The sequence below is a fragment of the Amphibacillus sediminis NBRC 103570 genome (assembly GCF_001552275.1).
In the GTDB taxonomy this organism is placed as follows: domain Bacteria; phylum Bacillota; class Bacilli; order Bacillales; family Amphibacillaceae; genus Amphibacillus_B; species Amphibacillus_B sediminis.
In genome coordinates, this window is sequence record NZ_BCQW01000005.1 from 1 (window position 1) to 21,850 (window position 21,850).

General features: G+C 39.0%; 18 protein-coding genes. 8 read left to right on the forward strand and 10 right to left on the reverse strand.

What is annotated here, in order from left to right; all coding sequences use genetic code 11:
* Positions 1-569 precede the first annotated feature (569 nt).
* The 3 genes from ade to ASE01S_RS05170 all read right to left on the reverse strand — a co-directional run bounded on the left by ade (position 570) and on the right by ASE01S_RS05170 (position 5,070).
* A complete protein-coding gene (gene ade, locus ASE01S_RS05160) occupies positions 570-2,354 on the reverse strand; it encodes an adenine deaminase (protein ID WP_067839350.1) in 1,785 nt (594 codons plus the stop codon).
* 547 nt (positions 2,355-2,901) lie between these two features.
* The gene (locus ASE01S_RS05165; RefSeq protein ID WP_067839353.1) at positions 2,902-3,765 is read right to left on the reverse strand and encodes a Cof-type HAD-IIB family hydrolase; all 864 of its coding nucleotides are present in this window, start codon (positions 3,763-3,765) and stop codon (positions 2,902-2,904) included.
* 333 nt (positions 3,766-4,098) lie between these two features.
* Positions 4,099-5,070, reverse strand: coding sequence for a ring-cleaving dioxygenase (locus tag ASE01S_RS05170; protein WP_067839355.1), 972 nt, complete (start codon positions 5,068-5,070; stop codon positions 4,099-4,101).
* 430 nt (positions 5,071-5,500) lie between these two features.
* On the opposite strand from ASE01S_RS05170, the gene thiW reads away from it, so the two are divergent.
* Positions 5,501-5,992: an energy coupling factor transporter S component ThiW gene (thiW, locus tag ASE01S_RS05175; protein ID WP_067839358.1), complete on the forward strand. Its 492-nt coding sequence runs from the start codon at positions 5,501-5,503 to the stop codon at positions 5,990-5,992.
* A gap of 115 nt (positions 5,993-6,107) precedes the next feature.
* Here thiW and ASE01S_RS05180 read toward each other — a convergent pair whose 3' ends face one another.
* Positions 6,108-7,409 carry a hemolysin family protein gene (locus tag ASE01S_RS05180; RefSeq protein WP_067839361.1) on the reverse strand — a complete coding sequence of 434 codons (1,302 nt, stop codon included), beginning with the start codon at positions 7,407-7,409 and terminating at the stop codon, positions 6,108-6,110.
* Between the two features lie 226 nt (positions 7,410-7,635).
* Here ASE01S_RS05180 and ASE01S_RS05185 point away from each other — a divergent pair, with 226 nt between their 5' ends.
* From ASE01S_RS05185 to nagB, 3 genes are read left to right on the forward strand one after another with little or no spacing between them, the layout of a single operon-like run.
* The gene (locus ASE01S_RS05185) at positions 7,636-8,475 is read left to right on the forward strand and encodes a MurR/RpiR family transcriptional regulator (protein ID WP_067839364.1); all 840 of its coding nucleotides are present in this window, start codon (positions 7,636-7,638) and stop codon (positions 8,473-8,475) included.
* A gap of 11 nt (positions 8,476-8,486) precedes the next feature.
* A complete protein-coding gene (gene nagA, locus ASE01S_RS05190) occupies positions 8,487-9,638 on the forward strand; it encodes an N-acetylglucosamine-6-phosphate deacetylase (protein WP_067839367.1) in 1,152 nt (383 codons plus the stop codon).
* A gap of 4 nt (positions 9,639-9,642) precedes the next feature.
* Positions 9,643-10,377: a glucosamine-6-phosphate deaminase gene (gene nagB / locus ASE01S_RS05195; protein WP_067839370.1), complete on the forward strand. Its 735-nt coding sequence runs from the start codon at positions 9,643-9,645 to the stop codon at positions 10,375-10,377.
* Between the two features lie 99 nt (positions 10,378-10,476).
* On the opposite strand, the gene ASE01S_RS05200 is transcribed toward nagB, so the two are convergent.
* Complete coding sequence (locus tag ASE01S_RS05200; RefSeq protein WP_067839374.1) at positions 10,477-11,316, reverse strand: aldo/keto reductase; 840 nt, start codon at positions 11,314-11,316, stop codon at positions 10,477-10,479.
* Positions 11,317-11,736: 420 nt separating this feature from the next.
* Between ASE01S_RS05200 and zupT the strand changes: the two genes are divergently transcribed.
* Entirely contained in the window at positions 11,737-12,546 is an 810-nt protein-coding gene (gene zupT, locus ASE01S_RS05205) for a zinc transporter ZupT (protein ID WP_067839377.1), read from the forward strand.
* Positions 12,547-13,101: 555 nt separating this feature from the next.
* Here the strand turns inward: zupT and helD are convergent.
* On the reverse strand, positions 13,102-15,462 hold the full coding sequence (gene helD / locus ASE01S_RS05210) for an RNA polymerase recycling motor HelD (RefSeq protein WP_067839380.1): 2,361 nt from the start codon (positions 15,460-15,462) through the stop codon (positions 13,102-13,104).
* A 449-nt stretch (positions 15,463-15,911) separates the two neighbouring features.
* Between helD and ASE01S_RS05215 the strand changes: the two genes are divergently transcribed.
* A complete protein-coding gene (locus ASE01S_RS05215) occupies positions 15,912-17,087 on the forward strand; it encodes an MFS transporter (protein ID WP_067839726.1) in 1,176 nt (391 codons plus the stop codon).
* A gap of 207 nt (positions 17,088-17,294) precedes the next feature.
* Here ASE01S_RS05215 and ASE01S_RS05220 read toward each other — a convergent pair whose 3' ends face one another.
* A complete protein-coding gene (locus ASE01S_RS05220; protein WP_067839383.1) occupies positions 17,295-17,675 on the reverse strand; it encodes a RidA family protein in 381 nt (126 codons plus the stop codon).
* A 101-nt stretch (positions 17,676-17,776) separates the two neighbouring features.
* Here ASE01S_RS05220 and ASE01S_RS05225 point away from each other — a divergent pair, with 101 nt between their 5' ends.
* Entirely contained in the window at positions 17,777-18,175 is a 399-nt protein-coding gene (locus ASE01S_RS05225) for a secondary thiamine-phosphate synthase enzyme YjbQ (RefSeq protein WP_067839385.1), read from the forward strand.
* A gap of 507 nt (positions 18,176-18,682) precedes the next feature.
* Here the strand turns inward: ASE01S_RS05225 and ASE01S_RS05230 are convergent.
* Positions 18,683-19,375, reverse strand: coding sequence for an ArsR/SmtB family transcription factor (locus tag ASE01S_RS05230; RefSeq protein ID WP_067839388.1), 693 nt, complete (start codon positions 19,373-19,375; stop codon positions 18,683-18,685).
* Positions 19,376-19,466: 91 nt separating this feature from the next.
* On the opposite strand from ASE01S_RS05230, the gene ASE01S_RS05235 reads away from it, so the two are divergent.
* On the forward strand, positions 19,467-19,943 hold the full coding sequence (locus ASE01S_RS05235) for a DinB family protein (protein ID WP_067839390.1): 477 nt from the start codon (positions 19,467-19,469) through the stop codon (positions 19,941-19,943).
* A gap of 389 nt (positions 19,944-20,332) precedes the next feature.
* On the opposite strand, the gene ASE01S_RS05240 is transcribed toward ASE01S_RS05235, so the two are convergent.
* Together ASE01S_RS05240 and ASE01S_RS05245 are read right to left on the reverse strand one after the other, a co-directional pair.
* Positions 20,333-20,974 (reverse strand): ABC-2 transporter permease, encoded by a 642-nt coding sequence (locus tag ASE01S_RS05240; protein ID WP_067839394.1) that lies wholly within the window; start codon positions 20,972-20,974, stop codon positions 20,333-20,335.
* Positions 20,971-21,834, reverse strand: coding sequence for an ABC transporter ATP-binding protein (locus ASE01S_RS05245; protein WP_067839398.1), 864 nt, complete (start codon positions 21,832-21,834; stop codon positions 20,971-20,973). Before ASE01S_RS05245 ends, ASE01S_RS05240 begins: the two co-directional genes overlap by 4 nt.
* Positions 21,835-21,850 lie beyond the last annotated feature (16 nt).

The following is a 21,850-nucleotide window of genomic DNA, read 5'->3' on the forward strand; positions in this document are numbered from 1 at the left end:
GTTTTATGGGAGTTCCGTTTTTCTATAAATATCAACATTGAACTTTAACAGAGCCTAAATAAAAAAACGAACCTCCAAACTTATATACTTTTGAAGAGATTCGCTTTTTAAATGTCGTTTCTAAAACCTTTTAGTATGTCAAAAAAAGTCTCTCTCTATGGTAAGAACAGTTAATTTCCCGATACCACTGAAGCAGGCACGTTCCATTAAGGCAAAAACAGTTTAGGGACTAGGCATAAGATAAAGTGAAACTTCGTTCAGTGGGGGATTCGACGCATAGGATGTGCTTGTGCAGACGTGCGACACGACGTCGCGAACTGAGTCAGCCTGCTCTCTCCCACACTGAACGTTAGTTGAACTAATCGGGCCGTTACTGGCTATTGGATTAGACATAACGTGTTCCCTTATTTCTTGAAGGGGAAGTCTAATAGCCAGTTACACTGTGATAAAGTGAGTCCTTAATTCGAATCATGGTTAAAATCGTATCCCCACAAAGCGTAGCAGACCAATGATTATCAGAGAATGGGAATATAGATATGACTATTCATGTCGTTTTAGGCGTGCTCTAGTTACCGTTTAATTACGCCAATAAGTGAAAAACTAGTGACATCGACTAATCCTCGATTACTTATTCTAATATCCGGAATTACAGGTAAGGCGATTAGCGAAAATGTCATAAATGGTGCATGAATCGTACACCCTATTTGCCTCCAGGCCTTTTCTAATTGACGAACTTGCTCGACAACTTTCTCGGCAGGAGCATCAGACATTAACCCTGCTACAGGCATCGGGACCAAGGCTAATAGCTGACCGTTCTCTACCACAACCATACCACCACCGACTTCGATTAGCTTATTTGCGGCTAATGCCATATCGCGATCATTAACACCCATAACAAGTAGGTTATGACTGTCATGAGCCACTGTTGATGCAACCGCACCCTTTTTCAATTGAAAACCATGAGCAAATGCAAGTGATCGATCACCTGATTGATGATGTCGATCGATACAGGCTAACTTCACCACATCTTGACTAAGATCCGATTGAATGATTCCCTCTTGATTAGCTTGTAACTGAAATTCTGCTTTCATCGTTCGAGCACTATTTTCAATTACTTTAATCGCATTGACTGTAACCTGCTGATCAATCACAGGTGCTTTTACAATAAAATCTGACGCTCGTAATGCTCGTTTTACATGAATCGATTGTTTAATTTGTTTAGGATAATGATAGCTAGGCAAGTCGACGGTTAACTGTCCTTCTTGAGCAACGATAGCTCCGCCGGCAATAACCATCGTTGGCTCCATTTGACTTAGATCCTCTAACACGAGCACATCGGCAACTTTTCCAGGTGAGAGGCTGCCGTAGTCATCGGCTAACTTAAAGTATCGCGCAGTATTAATCGTGGCTAGCTTAATTGCTGTAACAGGGTCAACGCCTTCTTCAATCGCTCTTCTCACCACGTGATTGATTTGACCTTTCGTTACCAATGTTTCAGGATAGATATCATCGGTAACAAGCATGATGTGATCTGTACTCACTTGATCTTCTGTAATCACTTTGATAACTTCTTTGACATCCTGCCAAGCCGAACCTTCCCTAATCATGACATACATGCCTAGTCTTAATTTTTCTAAAGCTTGTTCACGAGATACCGTTTCATGACAGGAATTAGCACCCGCTAATAAGTAAGCTTGAAGCATTTGGTTGGTTCCTTCAGGAAAATGTCCCGTCACCGTTTTACCTGCCTGAATAGTCGCATTAATCTCACCGATCATTTTGGCATCACCAGCTACGACACCTGGAAAGTTCATCACCTCTCCTAAGCCGACAACATTTGGCCATGTCAGCCCTTCTTGGACATCCTCGACTTCAATAGTAGCTCCAGCATCTTCTAAACCATCCGTAGCTGGGACACAGGATGGAAAGGTTGTAAAGACATTAAGTGGTAATGATTGTCCTTCATCATGCATATAACGTACCCCTGCTTTACCAAAAACGTTCGCCATCTCATGAGGGTCCATAAAGATACTGGTGGTTCCTTTTGTCAGGGCAATTCGGGCAAATTCTGTAACGGTTAACATTGTACTCTCAACATGCATATGTCCATCCATTAAACCCGGGGCTAAATAATTTCCATTCAGCTCAATTACCTTTGTTTGTTGACCAATGGTATGCTCAGCCTTTCCGATATAGGCGATCCGGTTAGCTGCAATGGCAAGATCTACCCTTGGGTTCAGTTCTCCTGTAATGACATTAACCAATGTACCATTTTTCAGTACGAGATCAGCTGGTTCTTTTCCTAACGCTACGCGCATTAACTGTTCATTTAGCTTCGGTAATTGACTTATCATTTAATTAACTCCTTTTCTTTTTTATTAACTCACCAGAGCCTTGTGTTAAGCATAATTTTATATGAACCACCATTTTCTAAAATAGAGGAACTTACCCATTTGAAAATCAATTTTATTTTTTAAAAAGGATACCGTAACAAACTGTGAAATTCTCTTTTATCCTATTGAAAAAAGCCCAGTAAAAACACTAGACTTTTGTTTAGTAGGACAGTGCCTAAATTAACTGAGTAAAAATTACACTTTCCTAACTATGCAACTGGTTGTATCATATATTCCCGCTACTAGCTACATATTGGTTAACTTTTCTACCAAAACACCTAAAAATCCATTGATCAACCTGACATAAAGTGAAACTTCGTTCAGTGGGGGATTCGATGCCTAGGATGTGCTCGTGCAGACGTTGCGACACGACGTCACGAACTTAGTCAGCTTCTTCTCTCCCCCCACTGAATGGTAGTTGAACCAATCGGGCCGTTACTGGCTGTTGGATCTCACACTTAGACATGACCTGTTCCCTTATTTCTTGAACAGGGCGGTTTATAGCCAGTTATACTGTAATAAAACGGTCTCGTAAATAATGATAAACCCCATCCTCATTACAGGTGTATGTCGTAACCTCATCAGCTAAAGCTTGGATCTCGGTTGGGGCATTTTTCATGGCTACAGTATGTCCGGCCAGTTTAAACATTTCTAAGTCATTGTAACTATCACCCATAACCAATATTTGGTCACTAGTCAAACCGATTCGGTCTAGAAAACTCTTTACTCCTGTTGCCTTATTTTTATTGGCGACCATAATCTCAATATTATGTGCTGTAGACGATGAGGTGGTGAATGGTAACTCCTGCTTCATTTGATCAAGTACCTTTTGCCACTGGATAATATCTGTTCTACTTTTACTAAACGTGTAAAGCTTAGAATATCTACCATCTTCAATTCTTTCAACCCAATTAATACCACGTTCAATCACCTCTTGACGCTCGACCCACTCGTTAATACCTACACTCTCAGGTCTTGGCCCCTTTACGGCTTCATTTAACATAGGTTGGTCAATTATTTCTGCTTGGGAAGGGCCAGAGGTAGGGAATACTTCATAGTAGATTCGCATTTCTCGAGCTTGCTCTACGATTCTCTTCACTACTTCAAAGGGTAAAGTGTGCTCAAACAATAGCTCATCTCCCAAATAGCCTGTCATTCCATTCGAGCTAATTACACCATCAACCTCAAAGCCCTCGGGTGCTGTAGGATATATCTCTTCTTTCCCTCTTCCGGTAGCAATAAATACATAGATGCCTTGTTTACGTATATGATCAATCACTTGCTTTGCATTATCGCTTACTCGATTATATTGATCTAAAAGCGTACCATCCATATCTAAAAAGATCGCTTGCGGGTTAGTTTGATTTACCATAATTATCCTCCTCCGCAGATTTTAGTTATCTTCTAGTATAGCATCTTTTTAAAAATAGACCAGCAATAACCTACGACAACAAATAATTCTATAACCAACGTAAAACAAAAGCGCAGAGTGCCCGCTTAAAAACGTAGCGACTGGAGCGAAGCAACTGAGATAAAGGAATCACAATAAGCTTGCAAACCGATGATGACTTATCGTAGGGCGATTCGTGAAGTCGCCTAGTTTTTGGCGCTCAAACTGGACGTCGCTAAACAGGTTACCTACATGTTATTCACATCCGAAAAATTTATCATTTCCTAGACAAAAAAAACAGCCGAATGGCTGATTTTAGTGCTTCGTATTTAAGGGATGCAATGATGCTTCTATTTCTAAACGTCTATCCTCTAAAAATGGGGGTAGCGCTAGCCGTTCACCTAAGGTTTCAACTTCCTCGTCAGTAGCAAAACCTGGCCCGTCAGTGGCAAGCTCGTAAAGAATACCATTAGGCTCCCTAAAATAAAGGGATTGAAAGTAATAACGATCAATTAAGCCTGAATGGGGTAAACGTGCCTGTTTAATACGTTTATGCCATTGGTCAAGCTCGTTTTTATCTTTTACTCGAAAAGCAACATGGTGAACACTTCCACGTCCTGGTTTTTCAGCAGCTAAATCTGTTCTTGTTTCGAGATGAAGCTCTGCACCCGTTCCCCCTTTACCCGTTTGATAAACAACGATATCCGGTTGATCAGGATGTGGGGAAGCATAAGAACCCGCTTTGGTAAAGTTTAATAATTCTGTTAATACATGTGCAGTTGGATCAAGCTTAGGAATCGTTAATGTAACCGGACCAAGACCTGTAATCCCAAACGCTTGTGGCACTTCACTTTTTTCCCATGGTATCCCCGATTCAACACCTTTATTTGTCTGATCGGAGACTAGCATTAATCTTTGCCCCTCTGGATCCTCAAAATAAATAACGTTTCTGCCAAATTGTTCTGTCATACCTTGATGCTGAACGTGATATTGATTAAAACGATCGATCCAATAATCTAGTGCAGCATCTGATGCAACACGAAGCCCTGTAAGTGAAATACTATTATTGCCACGGTAGGTATGTCCAACACCTAACATTTCAAAGAAGGTTAAGTCAGTACCTGGGCGACCTATTTCATCAGCGTAAAATAAATGATACATACTAGGCGAATCCTGGTTTACTGATTTTTTAACTAAACGCATGCCTAATATATGTGTATAAAAATGATAATTATCTTTTGCATTTGCTGTTAATGCTGAAACATGATGAATACCAGCAAGTTGCATTTGTATTCCCCCTTTCTATAATAATTATATCAAATTTTATCTCGAATTCAAGATAATAAACTTATCCACTGTATTCATCGCAGTGTAACTGGCTATAAACCTCCCCCTTCAAGAAATAAAGGCACAGGTCGTGTCTAATGAGAGATCCAACAGCCAGTAACGGCCCGATTGGTTCAACTAATATTCCGTGGGGAGAAAGGAAGCTGACTAAGTTCGCGACGTCGTGTCGCAATGTCTGCACGAGTACATTCTAGGCATCGCCCCCCCACTGAACGAAGTTTCACTTTATGATAAACTATTCCCATATGGATATGGAGATCGAATCCAACTCGTACCGACTAAAAAACGATACTCCACAGTTGTCAAGCTAAACAAATAACAAACACCTGTGTTTCATGATTCGTCCATATACACAAAGGGGAGGACTACTATGATGAAAACAGCTCAACTTACGCTAATGGCTGCTTTTATTGCGATTGGTGTGATAGGGGCAACTTTTTTCTGGTTTCCGACAGGTATTGCCCATGCCTTTCCAGTTCAACACGCGATTAGTATTGTCAGTGCTGTTTTACTTGGACCGTTACCAGCAGTTATCATCGCCTTTGGCATTGGGTTGATCCGAAACTTACTTGGATTAGGCACATTACTAGCCTTTCCAGGTGGCATGATTGGTGCTATACTTGCGGGTTTACTCTACCGTTGGCAACCCAAAACTGCCTCAGCTATAACTGGTGAAATCATCGGAACTGGAATATTTGGATCACTCTTATCGATTCCAATTGCTCGTTTACTAATGGGACAATCAGTTGGAATGCTTGCTTTCGCACCTGGGTTTATCATTAGCAGTTTGAGCGGATCTTTATTAGCGTTATTAGTCTTACCAAAATTAAAGCATCTAGAAACAAGATTATTTAATGACTAAAGTATCTCAATCGATTTAAATTTTGACTTAGATTATTTTAACTTGCAAGACTGTTCCTTTTGGTGTCGGAGAAACGTTTTGTCCTAAACGTCATGTTTTATTGCACAAGTCTACCTTAAGTTTTACGCTTAACATTAACTTCTTCAATTCGTTTATTTGTAGACTTAGTGATAGTAAAGATCAGGTCTTGGTAATTAACTTGGGCATCCTTTTCATTTGTGGGAATATAGCCAATTTGATCTACTAAAAAGCCATTGACGGTCTCATACCTTTCAGTTGGTAATTCAACGTCAAAGAAATGATTAAAGTCATAAAGATGTGTATCACCTTGAACGATTGCTTCATGCGCTGAAATTGACTCAATGCCTAGTGGATGCTTCTCTTCTTCACCATGCTCACTTGATATTTCGCCAACAATTTCTTCTATTAAATCCTCGATGGTGACTAAACCATGTGTGCCACCATATTCATCGATAATGATCGCAATATGAATATTAAGCTGTTGCATTTCTTTTAAAACATGGTCAACGGGTTTACTCTCTAACACAAAGTAAGGCTTTCTGATCACGTTAGCTAAAGAAAAGCTTCTACAATCAGCTGTAATATACGGAATAAGATCCTTTGTATGCAAAATACCAACAATATGATCAATCGTATCATCAAAGACAGGATATCGTGTAAAACGATTCTCTTTAATTAAGCTCACAACCTCTGACAGTGTGGTTTGGAGCTCTATTGCAGACATATTGATCCGGTGTGTCATAATATCAGACACATCTTTATCATTAAATTCAAAAATATTATGAATCATTAAGGATTCTGCTTTTTCGATTGTTCCTCTTTCACCGCCTAAATCCACCATCAATCTGATTTCTTCTTCGGTTGCTTCTTCATTCTCGGAGTTAGGATCGACACCAAATAACTTTACAATAAAATTTGTTGATGCATTAAGAAAGACAACAATTGGCAAGCTAATTTTAAATAATAAGGTTACTGGCTTAGCTACAAACCTTGCTATTGTTTCTGCCTTCTGTAAGGCAAGCTGTTTAGGTACAAGTTCCCCAATGACTAAAGTAAAGTAGGACAATAAAATTGTAATGACGACCACGGATAAAGTATTAAGCGTCGCTATTGATAAAGGGACACCCCAATTAGCTAATCTTTCAGCTAAAGGCGTTGCAAAGGTATCGGCGGCAAATGCACTGGCTAAAAAGCCGGCTAACGTAATACCAATTTGAATCGTTGCTAAAAACCGACCAGGCTCTTCTAACAGCTTAGCAAGTAAGATCGCTTTCTTGTCGTCCTGTTCAGCTTGACGTCGTACCATGTTATCGTTCAAAGAAACAAGAGCAATTTCTGACGCAGCAAAGAAGGCATTTAAAATAATTAACACGATTAATACAATGATCGAACCCATAGAAAGGATCAGCACTCCTTTTTAGTTTGATTTTTATTGTTGACTGATTACGGCAATAGCTTGCTGTGCGGTTGGTAACGATCAAGCTACACGAAGCTAATGTGACGTGATTAGATCAAGACTTACTCACATGATTTCCCGAAATGATAGTTGGCCGTCATTTTTAAATTTAAATTTGACCAGTAATAATCAAAATGATATATTATTAGCAAAGGGGGTGAATTGTATGGTTGACCATACCCATTCCTCAATTATTCCTTCAATTCAAATGGAGCAGAATAAACATAGCTTTACCAAATCTGAGCTAAAAATATTCAATTATATTATGTCTAATCAAGAAAAAGTCATTTATGATTCATTAACAGAGTTAGCTGAAAATTGTCAGGTGGCAGAAGCAACCGCCCTTCGCTTTTTTAGAAAAATTGGCTTTAATGGTTTTCAAGCCTTTAAGCTAGCATTTGCTCATGAGCAAACACAAAAGTCTGAACAGACTAACGAATCAAGCTTTGCAGACCAGATTAAAACAAATATGGTCAAAGCACTTGAGCAATCCTACCAACTCGTTGACCTTGATCAGCTTGAACAAGTGATTGACCTGATTGATCAAGCTGAGGATGTTGTCGTCTTTGGCATCGGATCCTCTGGAATTGCTGGACTTGATTTACAAAACCGGTTAATGCGAATTGGAAAAAATATCACCGTCATCACAGATACACACGCTCAAATTATGCGGGCAACCTCTGCAACTGACAAGACCGTCATTATTGCGATTAGTTTAACTGGAAGTACTAAGGAAATAATCGATAATGTTAGCATTGCCAAAACGAAGGGGGCACGTATTATTGCGCTGACGAACTACGCTAAGTCACCCCTAACTAAATTGGCTGATCTTATTCTTTTATCAGCAGCAAAGGAGAATCCTATTGATCGAGGTTCATTGGTTTCTAAAGTGACACAGCTCTACTTAGTTGATTTAATTTGCACTGGACTATCGATAAAAAATAGTGCGTACGCAAACCGAATCAAACGAGAAATAACAGAAAACACCAACAACAAACTATTCTAGGGGGATCAAAGATGTTAATTAAAAATGTAACGATCTATCAAGAAACAGACCATCACTTTGGTCACCTATCTATTGAAAATGGCAAAATTAAAAAAATCTACCGAGATGAGCCAAGTGAACTTGCACAAGATACATTAGTAATTGATGGAGCTGGACTAAATCTGCTTCCAGGCTTTATCGACACCCATATTCATGGTGCAGCTGGTGCTGATGTAATGGATGCCACTGATGAGGCCTTGACAAAAATGGCCAGCTATTTAGTAAGCGAAGGTACAACAAGCTTTTTAGCTACTACGATTACACAGTCTGATCAACAAATTGAAGCAGCCCTCTCAGCGGTGGCAAACTTCAATCATCAGGCTAAACAAGCTGAATTAATCGGTGTCCACTTAGAAGGACCGTTTGTTGAAAAAGATAAAGCTGGGGCCCAGCCTGCCCAATATATTCGTAAGCCTGATCTTGAGCTATTTAATAAATGGCAAAGTATCGCTCAAGGAAAAATAAAAACGATTACGATGGCGCCAGAGCACGACGAAGATGGAACCTTTATTCAAGCATTAAGAGAGCAAGGAATTAACGTATCAGCTGGTCACACCGATGCATCGTTTGCTGATATGAAAAAGGCGGTCTCGGTTGGCGTCAATCAGCTCACACATTTATGTAACGCAATGAATGGCATTCATCACAGAGATATTGGTGCTGTCGGCGCTAGCTTTTTACTCGATCAGCTTAAGGCTGAGATTATTGCGGATGGTATCCATATAGATCCTGCTATGCTAGCGATTATCTATCAAAATGTTGGCAGTGATCGCTTAATTCTAATCACTGATGCGATGCGAGCTAAAGGTCTGCCTGATGGAGACTATGAATTAGGAGGACAACCTGTCAAAGTTGCAGAAGGACGCGCTGTATTAGAGGATGGAACATTAGCGGGAAGCATCTTAAATATGATTGATGGTGCTAAGCATCTTTTACAAATACAAGGTGTGACCTTAAGCGACATTGTGAAGATGGCTTCCGTAAATCCAGCTAAGCAAATTGGCGTTTTTGAGCGGAAAGGTTCAATCGCGACTGGTAAAGACGCTGATTTATTATTAGTAGACGATCAATTAAATATACACTATACCTTATGTCAAGGAAAAATAGCATATACAGGAGTGTGACAACATGAATATAGTAAGAGTAAAAGATTATCAAGACATGAGTAGACACGCATGTCAGCGCATCATAGCTACCATTAAGGAACAAGCTAACCCTGTTCTTGGGTTAGCAACAGGTTCTACACCAGAAGGAATGTATCAGTGTCTTATTGAAGCATTTAACAAAGGGGAGGTTTCCTTTCGTGATGTTTCAACCTTTAATTTAGATGAGTATGTTGGACTGGCCCCATCTGATCCTAATAGCTACAATTATTTTATGCAGGATAAGCTATTTAGTCATATTGATATTGATCAAAGCCAGGTCCATCTCCCTAATGGGAATACTGGAGACAATCAGCAGGAGTGCAAGGATTATGAGGCATCCGTTCACCAAGCTAACGAAATTGATCTACAAGTACTAGGTATCGGCCTTAATGGGCATATTGGCTTTAACGAGCCCGGAACACCTTTTTCAAGTCGGACACATGTAGTTGAACTGGACGCTTCTACAAGGGAGGCTAATGCCCGATTCTTTGAGAAGAAAGAAGATGTTCCTACCCATGCGATTACAATGGGAATTGCCACGATTATGGATAGTAAAGAAATCCTGTTACTCATTTCCGGCGAAAAAAAGGCAGAAGCTGTTAAGCGATTGCTAGAAAACGATGAAATAAGTGAAGATTTCCCTGCTTCTATTCTTCGCAAGCATGATAACATCACCGTTATCATCGATGAAGCAGCTGGATCATTATTAGCCGACTAATCAATAAAGAACCAGCCAGAATCTACTAAGTCCCCGCTGATTTCAGCAGACTTTGTTGATCAATGGCTGGTTCTTTTAAATATGGCAAACGACCTTCTCCTATTCTGCCCAGAAATGATCTGGGTTAGGACCACACCGCTCATCTTTATTCAACGCGTTGATTTGTTGCATTTCCTGATCGGTTAACTCAAAATCAAACACATCGGAATTAGCAACAATGCGATCTGCTTTAACCGATTTCGGAATTGTAACCACTCCACTTTGAAGGTCCCAACGGATAATGACCTGTGCCGTTGATTTCTGATATTTTTCGGCAATTTTAACTAAGGTAGGGTCATTTAATAATTGTCCCTGTTTTAGTGGTGACCATGCCTCAACTTGAATATTATGCTTACGACAAAAATCGCGGAGCGGTTCTTGAGTCAAATGTGGATGGAACTCAACTTGATTCACCATCGGTACAATCGTACAGTTGTCAATCAGTTCAGTTAAGTGCGTAATTTGAAAATTGCTTACTCCAATCGCTCTTACCTTGCCATCTTGATACAATTTTTCCAACGCTCGCCATGTGTCCTGGTATTGATTAAGCTTAGGTGCTGGCCAATGAATTAAATACAAATCTAAATAATCAAGGTTTAGACGCGCTAAGCTATCTTCATAAGCCTGTAGCGTCTCCTCATAGCCTTGTGAGCTATTCCAGACTTTCGAAGTAATGAATAACTGATCCCGTGGTAGACCGGAGTTTTGAATCGCTTGTCCCACTCCGACCTCATTTTGATAAACTGCGGCTGTATCAATACTGCGATAACCATTTGCTAAAGCAGTTTCGACGGACTGGATCACTTCTTCTCCATCATCTACCTTGTAAACCCCTAGACCTAACCAAGGCATGGTGACACCGTTGTGTAAAGTTGTGCTTGAAGTTAAATCTTTTAGCATATCAAAATCCTCCTTATGTTATATTATATATTTTCTCATATTTTTTACTAAAAAGAAAAAAGATAAGATTGAACCTTGCTTAATAAGCAAATGCGCCTTGGAATATTTGTGCCAGATTTTTAGGAGCTAGCCTCGATACATTTCCACTGAAAATCTGTGGCATTCACCTGCGTTATTATATTACTTTAGCCGAGGGGTGAACACTGAGCGACATACAAATTGGCATGCATCTTCCTCCTTATAGAAATAGTAGGAGACTTCTGTTGCATCTAAACACTAACATAGCCAATCAGAATCAAAAAGGATTGCACATTTATTAAAGTGAGCATAAAATGAAGATATATGAAAAAATGTTGATCTAAAGAAAAAAATAAGCCTTGGCACAAGATACAAGACAGAATTACGGAAGGGATTGGACAGATGGACGAACATGTACTACTTGCATTTGGTTTAACCTTGTTTGCTGGTTTGGCAACGGGGATTGGTAGTGTTTTAGCTTTCTTTACCTCTACAACAAATACAAAATTTCTCTCATTCTCACTTGGCTTTTCTGCAGGTGTGATGATTTATGTTTCAATGGTTGAAATCTTTGTTAAAGCACAGGATTCACTTACATCCGAGTTAGGTGAGGTACGTGGAGCGTGGATGACCGTTATCGGTTTTTTTGGTGGTATGCTTCTCATTGCATTAATTGATCGGTTTATTCCAAAGCAGGGAAATCCTCATGAAGTTAAAAAGGTTGAAGATATGGATAAGTCCCCAACAGTCGCACACGATTCAAGTTTACTAAAGATGGGGACTTTCACGGCATTAGCTATTGCCATTCACAACTTTCCTGAGGGGATTGCCACCTTTACGGCTACTTTGCAGGATCCTGCCTTAGGATTTGCTATCGCTGTTGCCATTGCCATTCACAATATCCCTGAAGGAATTGCCATATCTGTTCCTATTTATTATGCAACCGGGAGTAAAAAGAAAGCATTTAAGCTCTCCTTTTTATCAGGATTAGCAGAGCCAGCAGGGGCTATACTCGCCTACTTCTTGTTCATGCCATTTTTAACAGAAACATTATTTGGCATTATTTTTGCAGGAGTGGCGGGAATTATGATCTTTATCTCTTTAGACGAGTTACTACCTGCCGCTAAACGGTATGATGAAACACATACATCAATTTACGGATTAATAGCTGGTATGGCTGTTATGGCATTAAGCCTACTTCTGGTAATGTAATCAAGCGCAGTTTTAGATGGTAAGCAAATGGGACCGGGACATAGTCAACGACCCACCACTTCACGACCTTGTGGTCTGATTGAAGTGGGGGTTCCTTGCCGTATATAGATGAAATATAACAAAAGATCGGATCAAAACCTGATATAGTGGAGGCAAAATACTAAGACTCCTATAGAAATAGCATAAGCAGAAGCGGTTTTCTTCACAAAGTTAGCTGATGCCATGTCTGCGGAAAGCGAAGTATTTTGCCGAAGCGGTATGTGCCTTCAAATATTATGCTGACATTTCCGATATTTAGTTAATCCTTTGGTCCCGGTGTAACTATATTCGTATTAATTGATTGACTGTAGCTAAGTAACAACTTAGCCGTCGAACTTGCTAACCTCCCTACCTAGTCACTTAACTTTTCAGCATCTTCTAGCACAGAAAAGTTTAGAGTGACGCCTCCAGGCCTTTCAAATCTATTCGCTAACCTTTAATGACAACTCCAATAATGAAGGCATTTTTCCTTCCAGTACATGAATTCTCTAACACCGACTCACTTGCACCCTCGTTCTATTCATCCGGATGATTAATTTGATGAACTTTTAAGAAACGATAATAATCAGTAGGGACTTCTTTAATAAAGTGTGATACACCCCCAATTGCAATTAACGTTAGGACATGCATAGCACGTGTACAGGCAGTATAAAGAAGGTTACGTTCTAATTCATTTAAATATTGATGGGCCGATGCATTATAAACAACAACTGCATCAAACTCAATTCCTTTCGCCAAATATACAGGTATAACGTTAATGCCAGCTTTAAAGGTATGCGTTTCCTTGTTAATTAAATAGACATTCTGATCGTTTTTTTCTAATAAACGTGCTAGCTGTTTAGCTTCATCTATTGTTTTGGTAATGACTGCAATGTTTTGATGTTGTTGTGCTAAATAATCATCTAAGCAACTATGGAGCTTATACTTAGCAATCGCTTCATTATCGACCTCGATCACAGATGGCAACTGACCATCACGATTAAATGGTTCAATATCTTCTCCATTTGGCATAAACGATCTCGTGAATTCCACAATAGGTCGAGTAGAGCGATAGCTGCGATATAATGTTATTCTAGTTTGTGAATGACTGATCTGATCTTGTAATACATTACTGTCTTTAACAGCATGATAATAAATCGCTTGATTCAAATCGCCAAGTAACGTCATCCGGCTATTCGGATAAATTCGTGCTAAATATTGAATTTGAAAGATTGAATAATCCTGTGCTTCATCTAAGAAAATATGTTTTATTGACCTGTTTTCATCGAATCCAATTAACATACGTTCGAAATAAAGAAATGGTGTCGCATCCTCCCATGTTAAAATCTTCTCTGCGAAATTTTTTTTCGTAAAAGCAGCTAAGGCATTCCATTCTAGCTCAGACAATCCTTCTGTTGGTTTGCTTTGATCAAATAAAGCTAAATAGGTTTGTTTTGTGTCAACAAAGTGAAATCGTTTGATCTTATCTCTTAATGGGCGTAGCGTATGCTTTATTACTTTTAACTTCAAATAATAGACCTCTTGATCATGATCATCATAAGTTTCTATTTCAGATGGAGAATGTGATTCAACATGTCGATAAGCTTCTAAATAGTCATCCTTATCTAATAGCTCGACTTCATCTTGAACCCAATCAGCATCTATTAAGGTTTGTTCCATTTCTTTTAACTGTTTTAAGATCCAAGTAGCCAGTCTCTCTAACCGATTTTGAATGGGGATCGATTCAGGAAACTGATAAAAATAATCGGCCAAAGTCCGCTTATCAAATAACAACTCGCCACGAAAACGAATATTGCGAAATTGCATGTTAGCTTTTTTTAATTGCTCTAGAAATTGATCAATTTGACGATGGAAATATCCACTCGCTTTATATCGTATACTCGTTAAACGCGCCATTTGGTCATGATCATGGCTGTTCTCCGATAATACGAATTCCATCTGATCAAATGGTGACTCAATTTTAAAACGTTTGCCCAACTGCTGTTCTATATAGTTATAAAAAGTCATTTGTTTAATATTATCTTCACCGAGCTCTGGCAACACACGTGAAACATAACTATTAAATAAAGGATTTGGTGAAAACAGAATCATTTGATCGGCAGAAAGCTGTTCTCGATAGCGATAGAGTAAATACGCAACACGCTGTAACGCTGCCGAAGTCTTACCACTCCCAGCTACGCCTTGAACGACGAGTATTTTATCCTTTTCATTTCGGATAATTTTGTTCTGTTCTCGCTGAATCGTTGCCACAATACTCTTCATCGTTGTGTCTGCAGACTGACCAAGTACAGATTGGAGTAAATGATCACCAATCGTCAGTCCAGTATCAAACATACCTGATAGCTTACCTTGTTTAATAACATATTGCCGCTTTAAAGTAATTTCACCTTTTACTTGCTTATCAATCGCTTGATAGCTCGCAGGGCCCGGGGGATAGTCATAATACATACTTGAAATGGGGGCACGCCAATCATACACCAAGAAATTCTCATCGTGTTGATCCATTAACGATGATGTCCCAATATATATGGCTTCTGACTCGGAATGCCCCTCCTCGATAAAGTCAATTCGCCCAAAGTAAGGCGTTTGCTTTAATTGTTCCAATTTATGAAGTTGTTGTCCCAGCTGACCATGACTTCGCTCACGCTCGGATAAAAACTCTGCTTGTTGTTTTAAGCTTGCTTGTGTTTCAATGGCGTCATCGAGCTCAGTTAAATTAACGGTCACATCATCCCAGAAATCTTTTCGAATATCTATGACACGTTCTTTCAGAGTTTTCATGTATTGCCTTAATCTCTCCAGCTTACGCTCAATATAGGCGACTACCTCATTCACTCGTTTTTCTTCTTGAAGCCAGTTCTCATCTTGTTTTGACATATTCCCACTCCTCAATCCAAAGCCAACGAAGCTTAATTTCACTTGATCAAATGCGCCTCGGCGTATTTACGCCCAGGTTTTATCGCAGTGTAACTTGTTGGGGCTGCGATTACTCGCCCCATCGAAGGGCTTTTGTAAGACTCCCACTTCAAGAAATAAGGGAACACGTCATTTCTAAGTGGGAGACTGCTGCTAAATAAAGTTAAAATCATCGCTGTCAAAGACGACAAGCGCATAACCCTCTCTCTTCGAAAAATCTTAGAAAAAGGAAACATTATTACCCTCTATTCTACGCAAAAACACCTCAAAAAACTAGGAAAAAGCAGGGATTTGCAGAAAAGTTTCAAGTTTTTAAAAATATGTTATCATATATTTAGAGAGACGAAATATTTTTGAAAGAAGTGATCGACATCCAGACCGAACAACTGATTAAAAGAAATATAAAGATAATGTGGATCGCTAATTTTTTTATTGCGGGAAGCATTACGATGGTACAACCTTTTCTGTCACTCTATATTGATTCATTAGGAGATTACTCAACGAGCTATGTTCAAACATGGTCAGGTCTCATCTTTAGTATTACCTTTGTGACAGCCTTTATTTTCTCACCGATTTGGGGAAGAATCGGGGATAAATATGGTCGAAAAATGATTTTAGTTGCCTTTGGCTTTGGCTTAAGCATCTCCCTCTTTTTAATGGGCTTTGTGACATCTATTCTCCAATTATTCATTTTACGGCTTTTTATGGGGATTTTTACGGGGTTTATCTCCATGTCGCAAGCACTTATCGCCACCCAAACATCAAAGCGTGTTGCTGGGCGTGTGTTAGGCACACTTCAGACGGGTAGTATTACAGGTACACTGATGGGACCATTACTCGGAGGAGTCTTGGCCGATACATTTGGCTACTCAGCTAGTTTTCAATGGGTAGCTCTTGTCCTTATTCTATCAAGCTTTCTTGTTTTATTTGGTATTAAAGAGTATCGCATTCAAGAAGAAGAACAACCTGTTCAATACACAGGCAAGCAAGTATTACTGCATATTTTGCGTCATCCGATGCTTTTAATCGTGATGATCATGTCAATGGTCGTACAAATTGCCCACTTCAGTGTCCAGCCTATCTTATCGCTCTTTGTTGTTGAGCTAAATGGGCTTACCAATGTCGCCTTCTATTCTGGACTAGCCTTTTCAGCGGCTGGACTTGGTAACTTAATTATGGCTCGTAAATGGGGAACCATCGGAGATCGAGTTGGCTATATTAAAATTTTAACGATACTATTTTTTGCTGCAGGTATCGTTTACTTTCCAGGTGGATTTGTTAGTAGCCTATGGCAATTGGTACTTCTTCGTTTCCTCCTTGGTCTCGCTATTGGCGGTATTATTCCCATTCGCATTGCCTATATACGGCAGGAGGCTCCAATCTCAATGCAAGGAGAAGTCCTTGGCTATAACACAAGCCTCCGTTTCTTTGGTAATATGATTGGTCCAACTCTAGGTGGAACCATTTCGGCTTCTTTTGGCTATCCTGCTGTTTTCCTTTCGACAAGTGGCTTATTATTGCTCTGTGGAATCATCATGGTTATTGCCCAGAGGCGACACCCTGAGCTTGTGCCAAACCATGTTTGAGTAGCAGTTAAAATTGGTTAAAGTATATATTAATGAGTCAATAAATGTTTGATCTTCGGTTAATTGTTAAAAGCCGACTCTTAGTCCCACATAGCTGTTTATATCTAAAATATTCGTTAACTAGTAAAACGCATGTGATCATTCTAGAACACATGCGTTTTATTTTAATCGTTCAATTGTTTTTCAGGTTAAACAGGCGGTTCTGCTTTAACGCTTTGCAATAACATCCATTTCAACCTTTACACCTTTTGGCAGCTGGCTTACTTCGACAGTAGCTCGAGCTGGATAAGGAGCGGTCAAGTAGGCCGCATACGTTTCATTTAACGCTGCAAAATCATTCATATCTGTTAAATAGATGGTAAACTTAGCGACATGATCGAATGACAGTCCGGCCTCTTTCAAAACAGCAGCAAGATTTTTCATGACTTGCTGAGTTTGTTCTTTAATTCCACCTGCTACGACTTCCATTGTCTCAGGATTAAGCGGAATTTGACCAGATACAAAAATAAAATCTCCTAAATCAATCGCTTGAGAGTAGGGACCTATTGCTTGTGGAGCGTGCTTTGTTTCGATAGCTGTTCGACTCATTTTATTAGTCTCCCTTACTAAAAAATATTTGCTAAAAATTTTACCATACTTCTTATTTTTATTAAACTAGTACTAACAAAAAACAAATTGGAGGAACAAACATGTTGACTACATTTTCAGTTAAAACGACTAAGCATAGCGATATGATTGAGATTACGGAACAGATTCAGGATTGGATTACTTCTAATGGACTGGAGAATGGAATTGTCATCGTCTCATCATTACATACCACAGCCGGAATTACTGTTAATGAAAATGCTGATCCTGATGTAAAAACAGACTTTCTAAGGCGGCTGGATGAAATCTATCCTTGGGAGCACCATTTGGATCGCCACATAGAAGGCAATACTGCTGCTCACTTAAAAACAAGCACAGTTGGTCATGCTCAAACACTTGTGATTAATGCAGGCACACTCGTTCTTGGTACGTGGCAAGGCGTTTATTTTTGTGAATTTGATGGTCCACGTTCACGTCAGTTTCACGTCAAGTATATGGATTAATGATCAGCCACTTGTTTTGTTGTAAAAATTACTTGGCTAATATGTTGGGAAATAAGTGATGACACAGTTGATATTGACATTGCCCATTCAAAAGGCTTTATTTAGCGAAATTATTTGGCTAAGTTAATTGACTAGCTTTCTGATCGAACAAAGGTACTAATAGAAAAATCCGAGAAAAAAATAACCCAAAATACGATATAGTGAAACTTCGTTCAGTAGGGGGGCGACGCATAGGATGTGCTCGTGCAGACGTTACGGCACGACGTCGCGAACTTAGTTAGATTCCTCTCTCCCCCACTGAACGTTAGTTGAACCAATCGGGCCGTTACTGGCTGTTGGATCTTCCACTTTGACATAACGTGTTCCCTTAATTCTTGTAGTGGAAACTTACAAAAGCCCTTCGATGGGGCGAGTAATCGCAGCCCCAGCCCGTTACACTGCGATAAAAAAGCCGATTCTCTTATTTATCAAAGAAATCGGCATTCTCTTGTATTTGAGATGTTCATTTTACAAGTGATCTTCAGTTATGCCTAAGCATTCGCTTAAGCCCACTCTTCCCTTTTTGGTAACCTTTATCGCCCGATCAGGCAGCTTGTCAATCCAACCTAGATCTAATAACCTTATCATCACAGCATGACCTAAAGAGCCGGCAAGATGGTATCGTCTTTCACTCCAATCAAGGCACTTTCGGGCAAAGTATCTTCTTTTTTTGCGCAATTCAGCAAGATTGATATCAAAATCATTAAAGAATTTTTCTCCCATATCTGTTACCAAAAAATTATCTTGATCTTCTATCAAATAACCTCTCTTTATAAAGGCTTCTGTTAAAGACACACCTAGCCTCCCTGCCAAATGATCATAACAAGTTCGGGCAGTTCGAATGCTTTCAGCTCGAGTGGAATCTTTTAGGGAACTAATTCGTGTGGGTGGCGCAATAACAGTCAACCTTTCTAATGCTTGAGCCACATCAGAATTGGCTAAACGATAGTAGCGGTGACGACCGTGTTTTTCTGCACGAATGAGATTACCCTCAACTAATTTTGCTAAATGACTACTTGCAGTTTGTAACGAAATATTGGCTTTCTTCGCTAGCTCAGTTGCTGGGAGTCCATCTAACCCAAGAAGGGCATCTAACATAGCAGCTCTAGATCGATCGCCTATTAACTTTGCAACATTGGAGAAATCTGGTCTACTCCCCATCTTTCATCCCTCCAAAAAATATACAGATATACTTCGATTATAACCGAAGTATCCCCATGATAAAATAGTGGAACGAGGAGGAAAACTAATCATGAATGTAAATGACTTAATTATTTTAAATTTTGAAGAAATCCGACGTCGTAGTATTAAAGTTTGGACATCTATCCCCGATAAGGTATTAGAATGGCGCCCAGATTCTGAAGCGATGACGTGTCAAGACATGATAAGACACGTTCTTGAAGGAGAGTATCTTTACCATCAAATATTAGAAAATCAAATGCATTCGCCTATAAAAAATTTTTATAATCCTTATCAATCAAAACCGTTTACAACCGTTGAAGAAGAATTAGCATTTGCTCAACCTTATCGGCAGAAGTTCCTAAGCTTTGTTAAGTCACTCAGCAATGAGGAATTAAAAGATATTCTAATAGACAGGTCAGATGTTGGATATATCCGACCACTTGGCGATATGCTCCTAAGAATTGCTTATCATGAATCTGTTCATACCGGTCAACTTCTTGATTATTTACGTACAGCCCAAGTTAGAAGGCCGAATATCTGGGATTAGTATTTAGATAGATTGTCTTAATTAGGGAGGGATGAGTTCGTATTTTTCTATCAAGGTGCGACGCTCCGTAATGAAGAATGACATTAGCGATAGGAATCCCGATCGACTAATCGTATTATTAACATTCATGGGTACACCCATAGTACCAGCAGATTGTTAAAGTGAAACTTCGTTCAGTGGGGGAGCGACGCATAGGATGCGCTCGTGCAGATGTTGCGAAATTAATCAGCTTCCTCTCTCCCACACTGAACGTTAGTTGACCGTCACTGGCTGTTGGATCTCCCACTTAGACATGACGTGTTCACTTATTTGCTTGATACAGCCAGTTACACTGCGATAAAGTAATTTTGAATGACTAACGACCCAACATAGCCTAATTCTCAAGCAACTTACTCATGCCTATAGTAAAAAACCTTTTCAAAGAAATAGCATAATCGTTCAATCATGCCGGCCATAACAATAGCAGTTGCAAATAGAAATATATAATCTCCGTATGAAGCAGCTAGTAGATCGAAATCCATTTTACTCCACATATAAGCAAGCAATGCAAAAATCGCCATTGATAAAACCATAGATAGTATGGATGCTGTGACACCCAAAACTTTCCGCAATGAGATATGTAACATACCTGCTAAGAACACAAAGATCGAGCCAAAAAAACTTACTAATATCGAGCTTAAAAGATTAAGCTCCTCTACAAAAATCTGCATAACCAACGAAATAATTGTTAAAAAAAGTAGTTGTAATAAGGAAGTAAATAAAATAGTCAGATGTCGACTATTAATAATATCATCTCGACTTAATGGAAGGGCAGATAATTGTTGCTTCCATTTTACCTTTTCATCTTCACTACTTAACACATAAAAGCAATTAATATTTGTTAAGGAAAACAAAAAGACAAGAATGGGGATTAAATAATTAATACCATATTGCCAAGCGAAGAGCATAGAAAGCACTAATTGAATCAATATCTCTGGAAGTTTAGCTTTTTTACTCAAAATAAGTAGATCCTTTAAGATTAAACCATTCACGCTCTTTCCCCCCTAACAAAAAGATAAAGCAAGTCTTCCAGATTAGGGATTAACCACTCACACTTAGGATGCTTTTGTTTAAATGCCCTTCTATCTGTAACAAGGACATTCATCTTTCCGAAGTCTCTATTGAACATAAGGATGTCATTTGGGTTTATTTTATTAAAGTAATCATTCGTACAAGTAGCGATGCCGTACTTATTCAGTAATGTCTCTTTCTCTTCATCTAATAAAATGTTACCTTGGTGGAGCAAAATAATTTGATCAGCAATACGATCAAGATCACTGATAATGTGTGAAGAAATAAAAACTGATCGTTCTTTATTCGCAACATATCTTTGTAATATATCTAAAATCTCTCTTCTTACCATTGGATCTAATCCATTTGTCGCCTCATCTAAAATGAGTAGCTTAGGTGCATAAGATAACACTATTGCAAAGTTAAGCTTTACTTTCATACCATGACTAAAATCCTTTATTGGTTTATTAGCTGGTAAATTAAAAGTAGCTAACAATTCCTCATATTTATGATCATCCCAACGGTGAATAATTTTTTTCATAAACTTTCCTATCTCTTGGGCATTGAAAATTTCATGAAAATGGTTAGTATCAAAAATGACTGCCAAATCCTCTTTATTCGACTTAATATTCAGATCATTTTTCTTGCCAAAAACAAGGATTTCACCACTATCTTTCTGAACTTCATTCAATATTAATTTGATAATGGTTGTTTTCCCAGAACCATTTTCTCCAATCAATCCAATTATTTTCCCCTTTGGAATATTAAGGGAGACCTTATCTAATTTGAATTCGTCATAGGTCTTGGCTACATTTTTCATGCTAATCAAATGTTCACTCACGTTATCTTACCTCCAC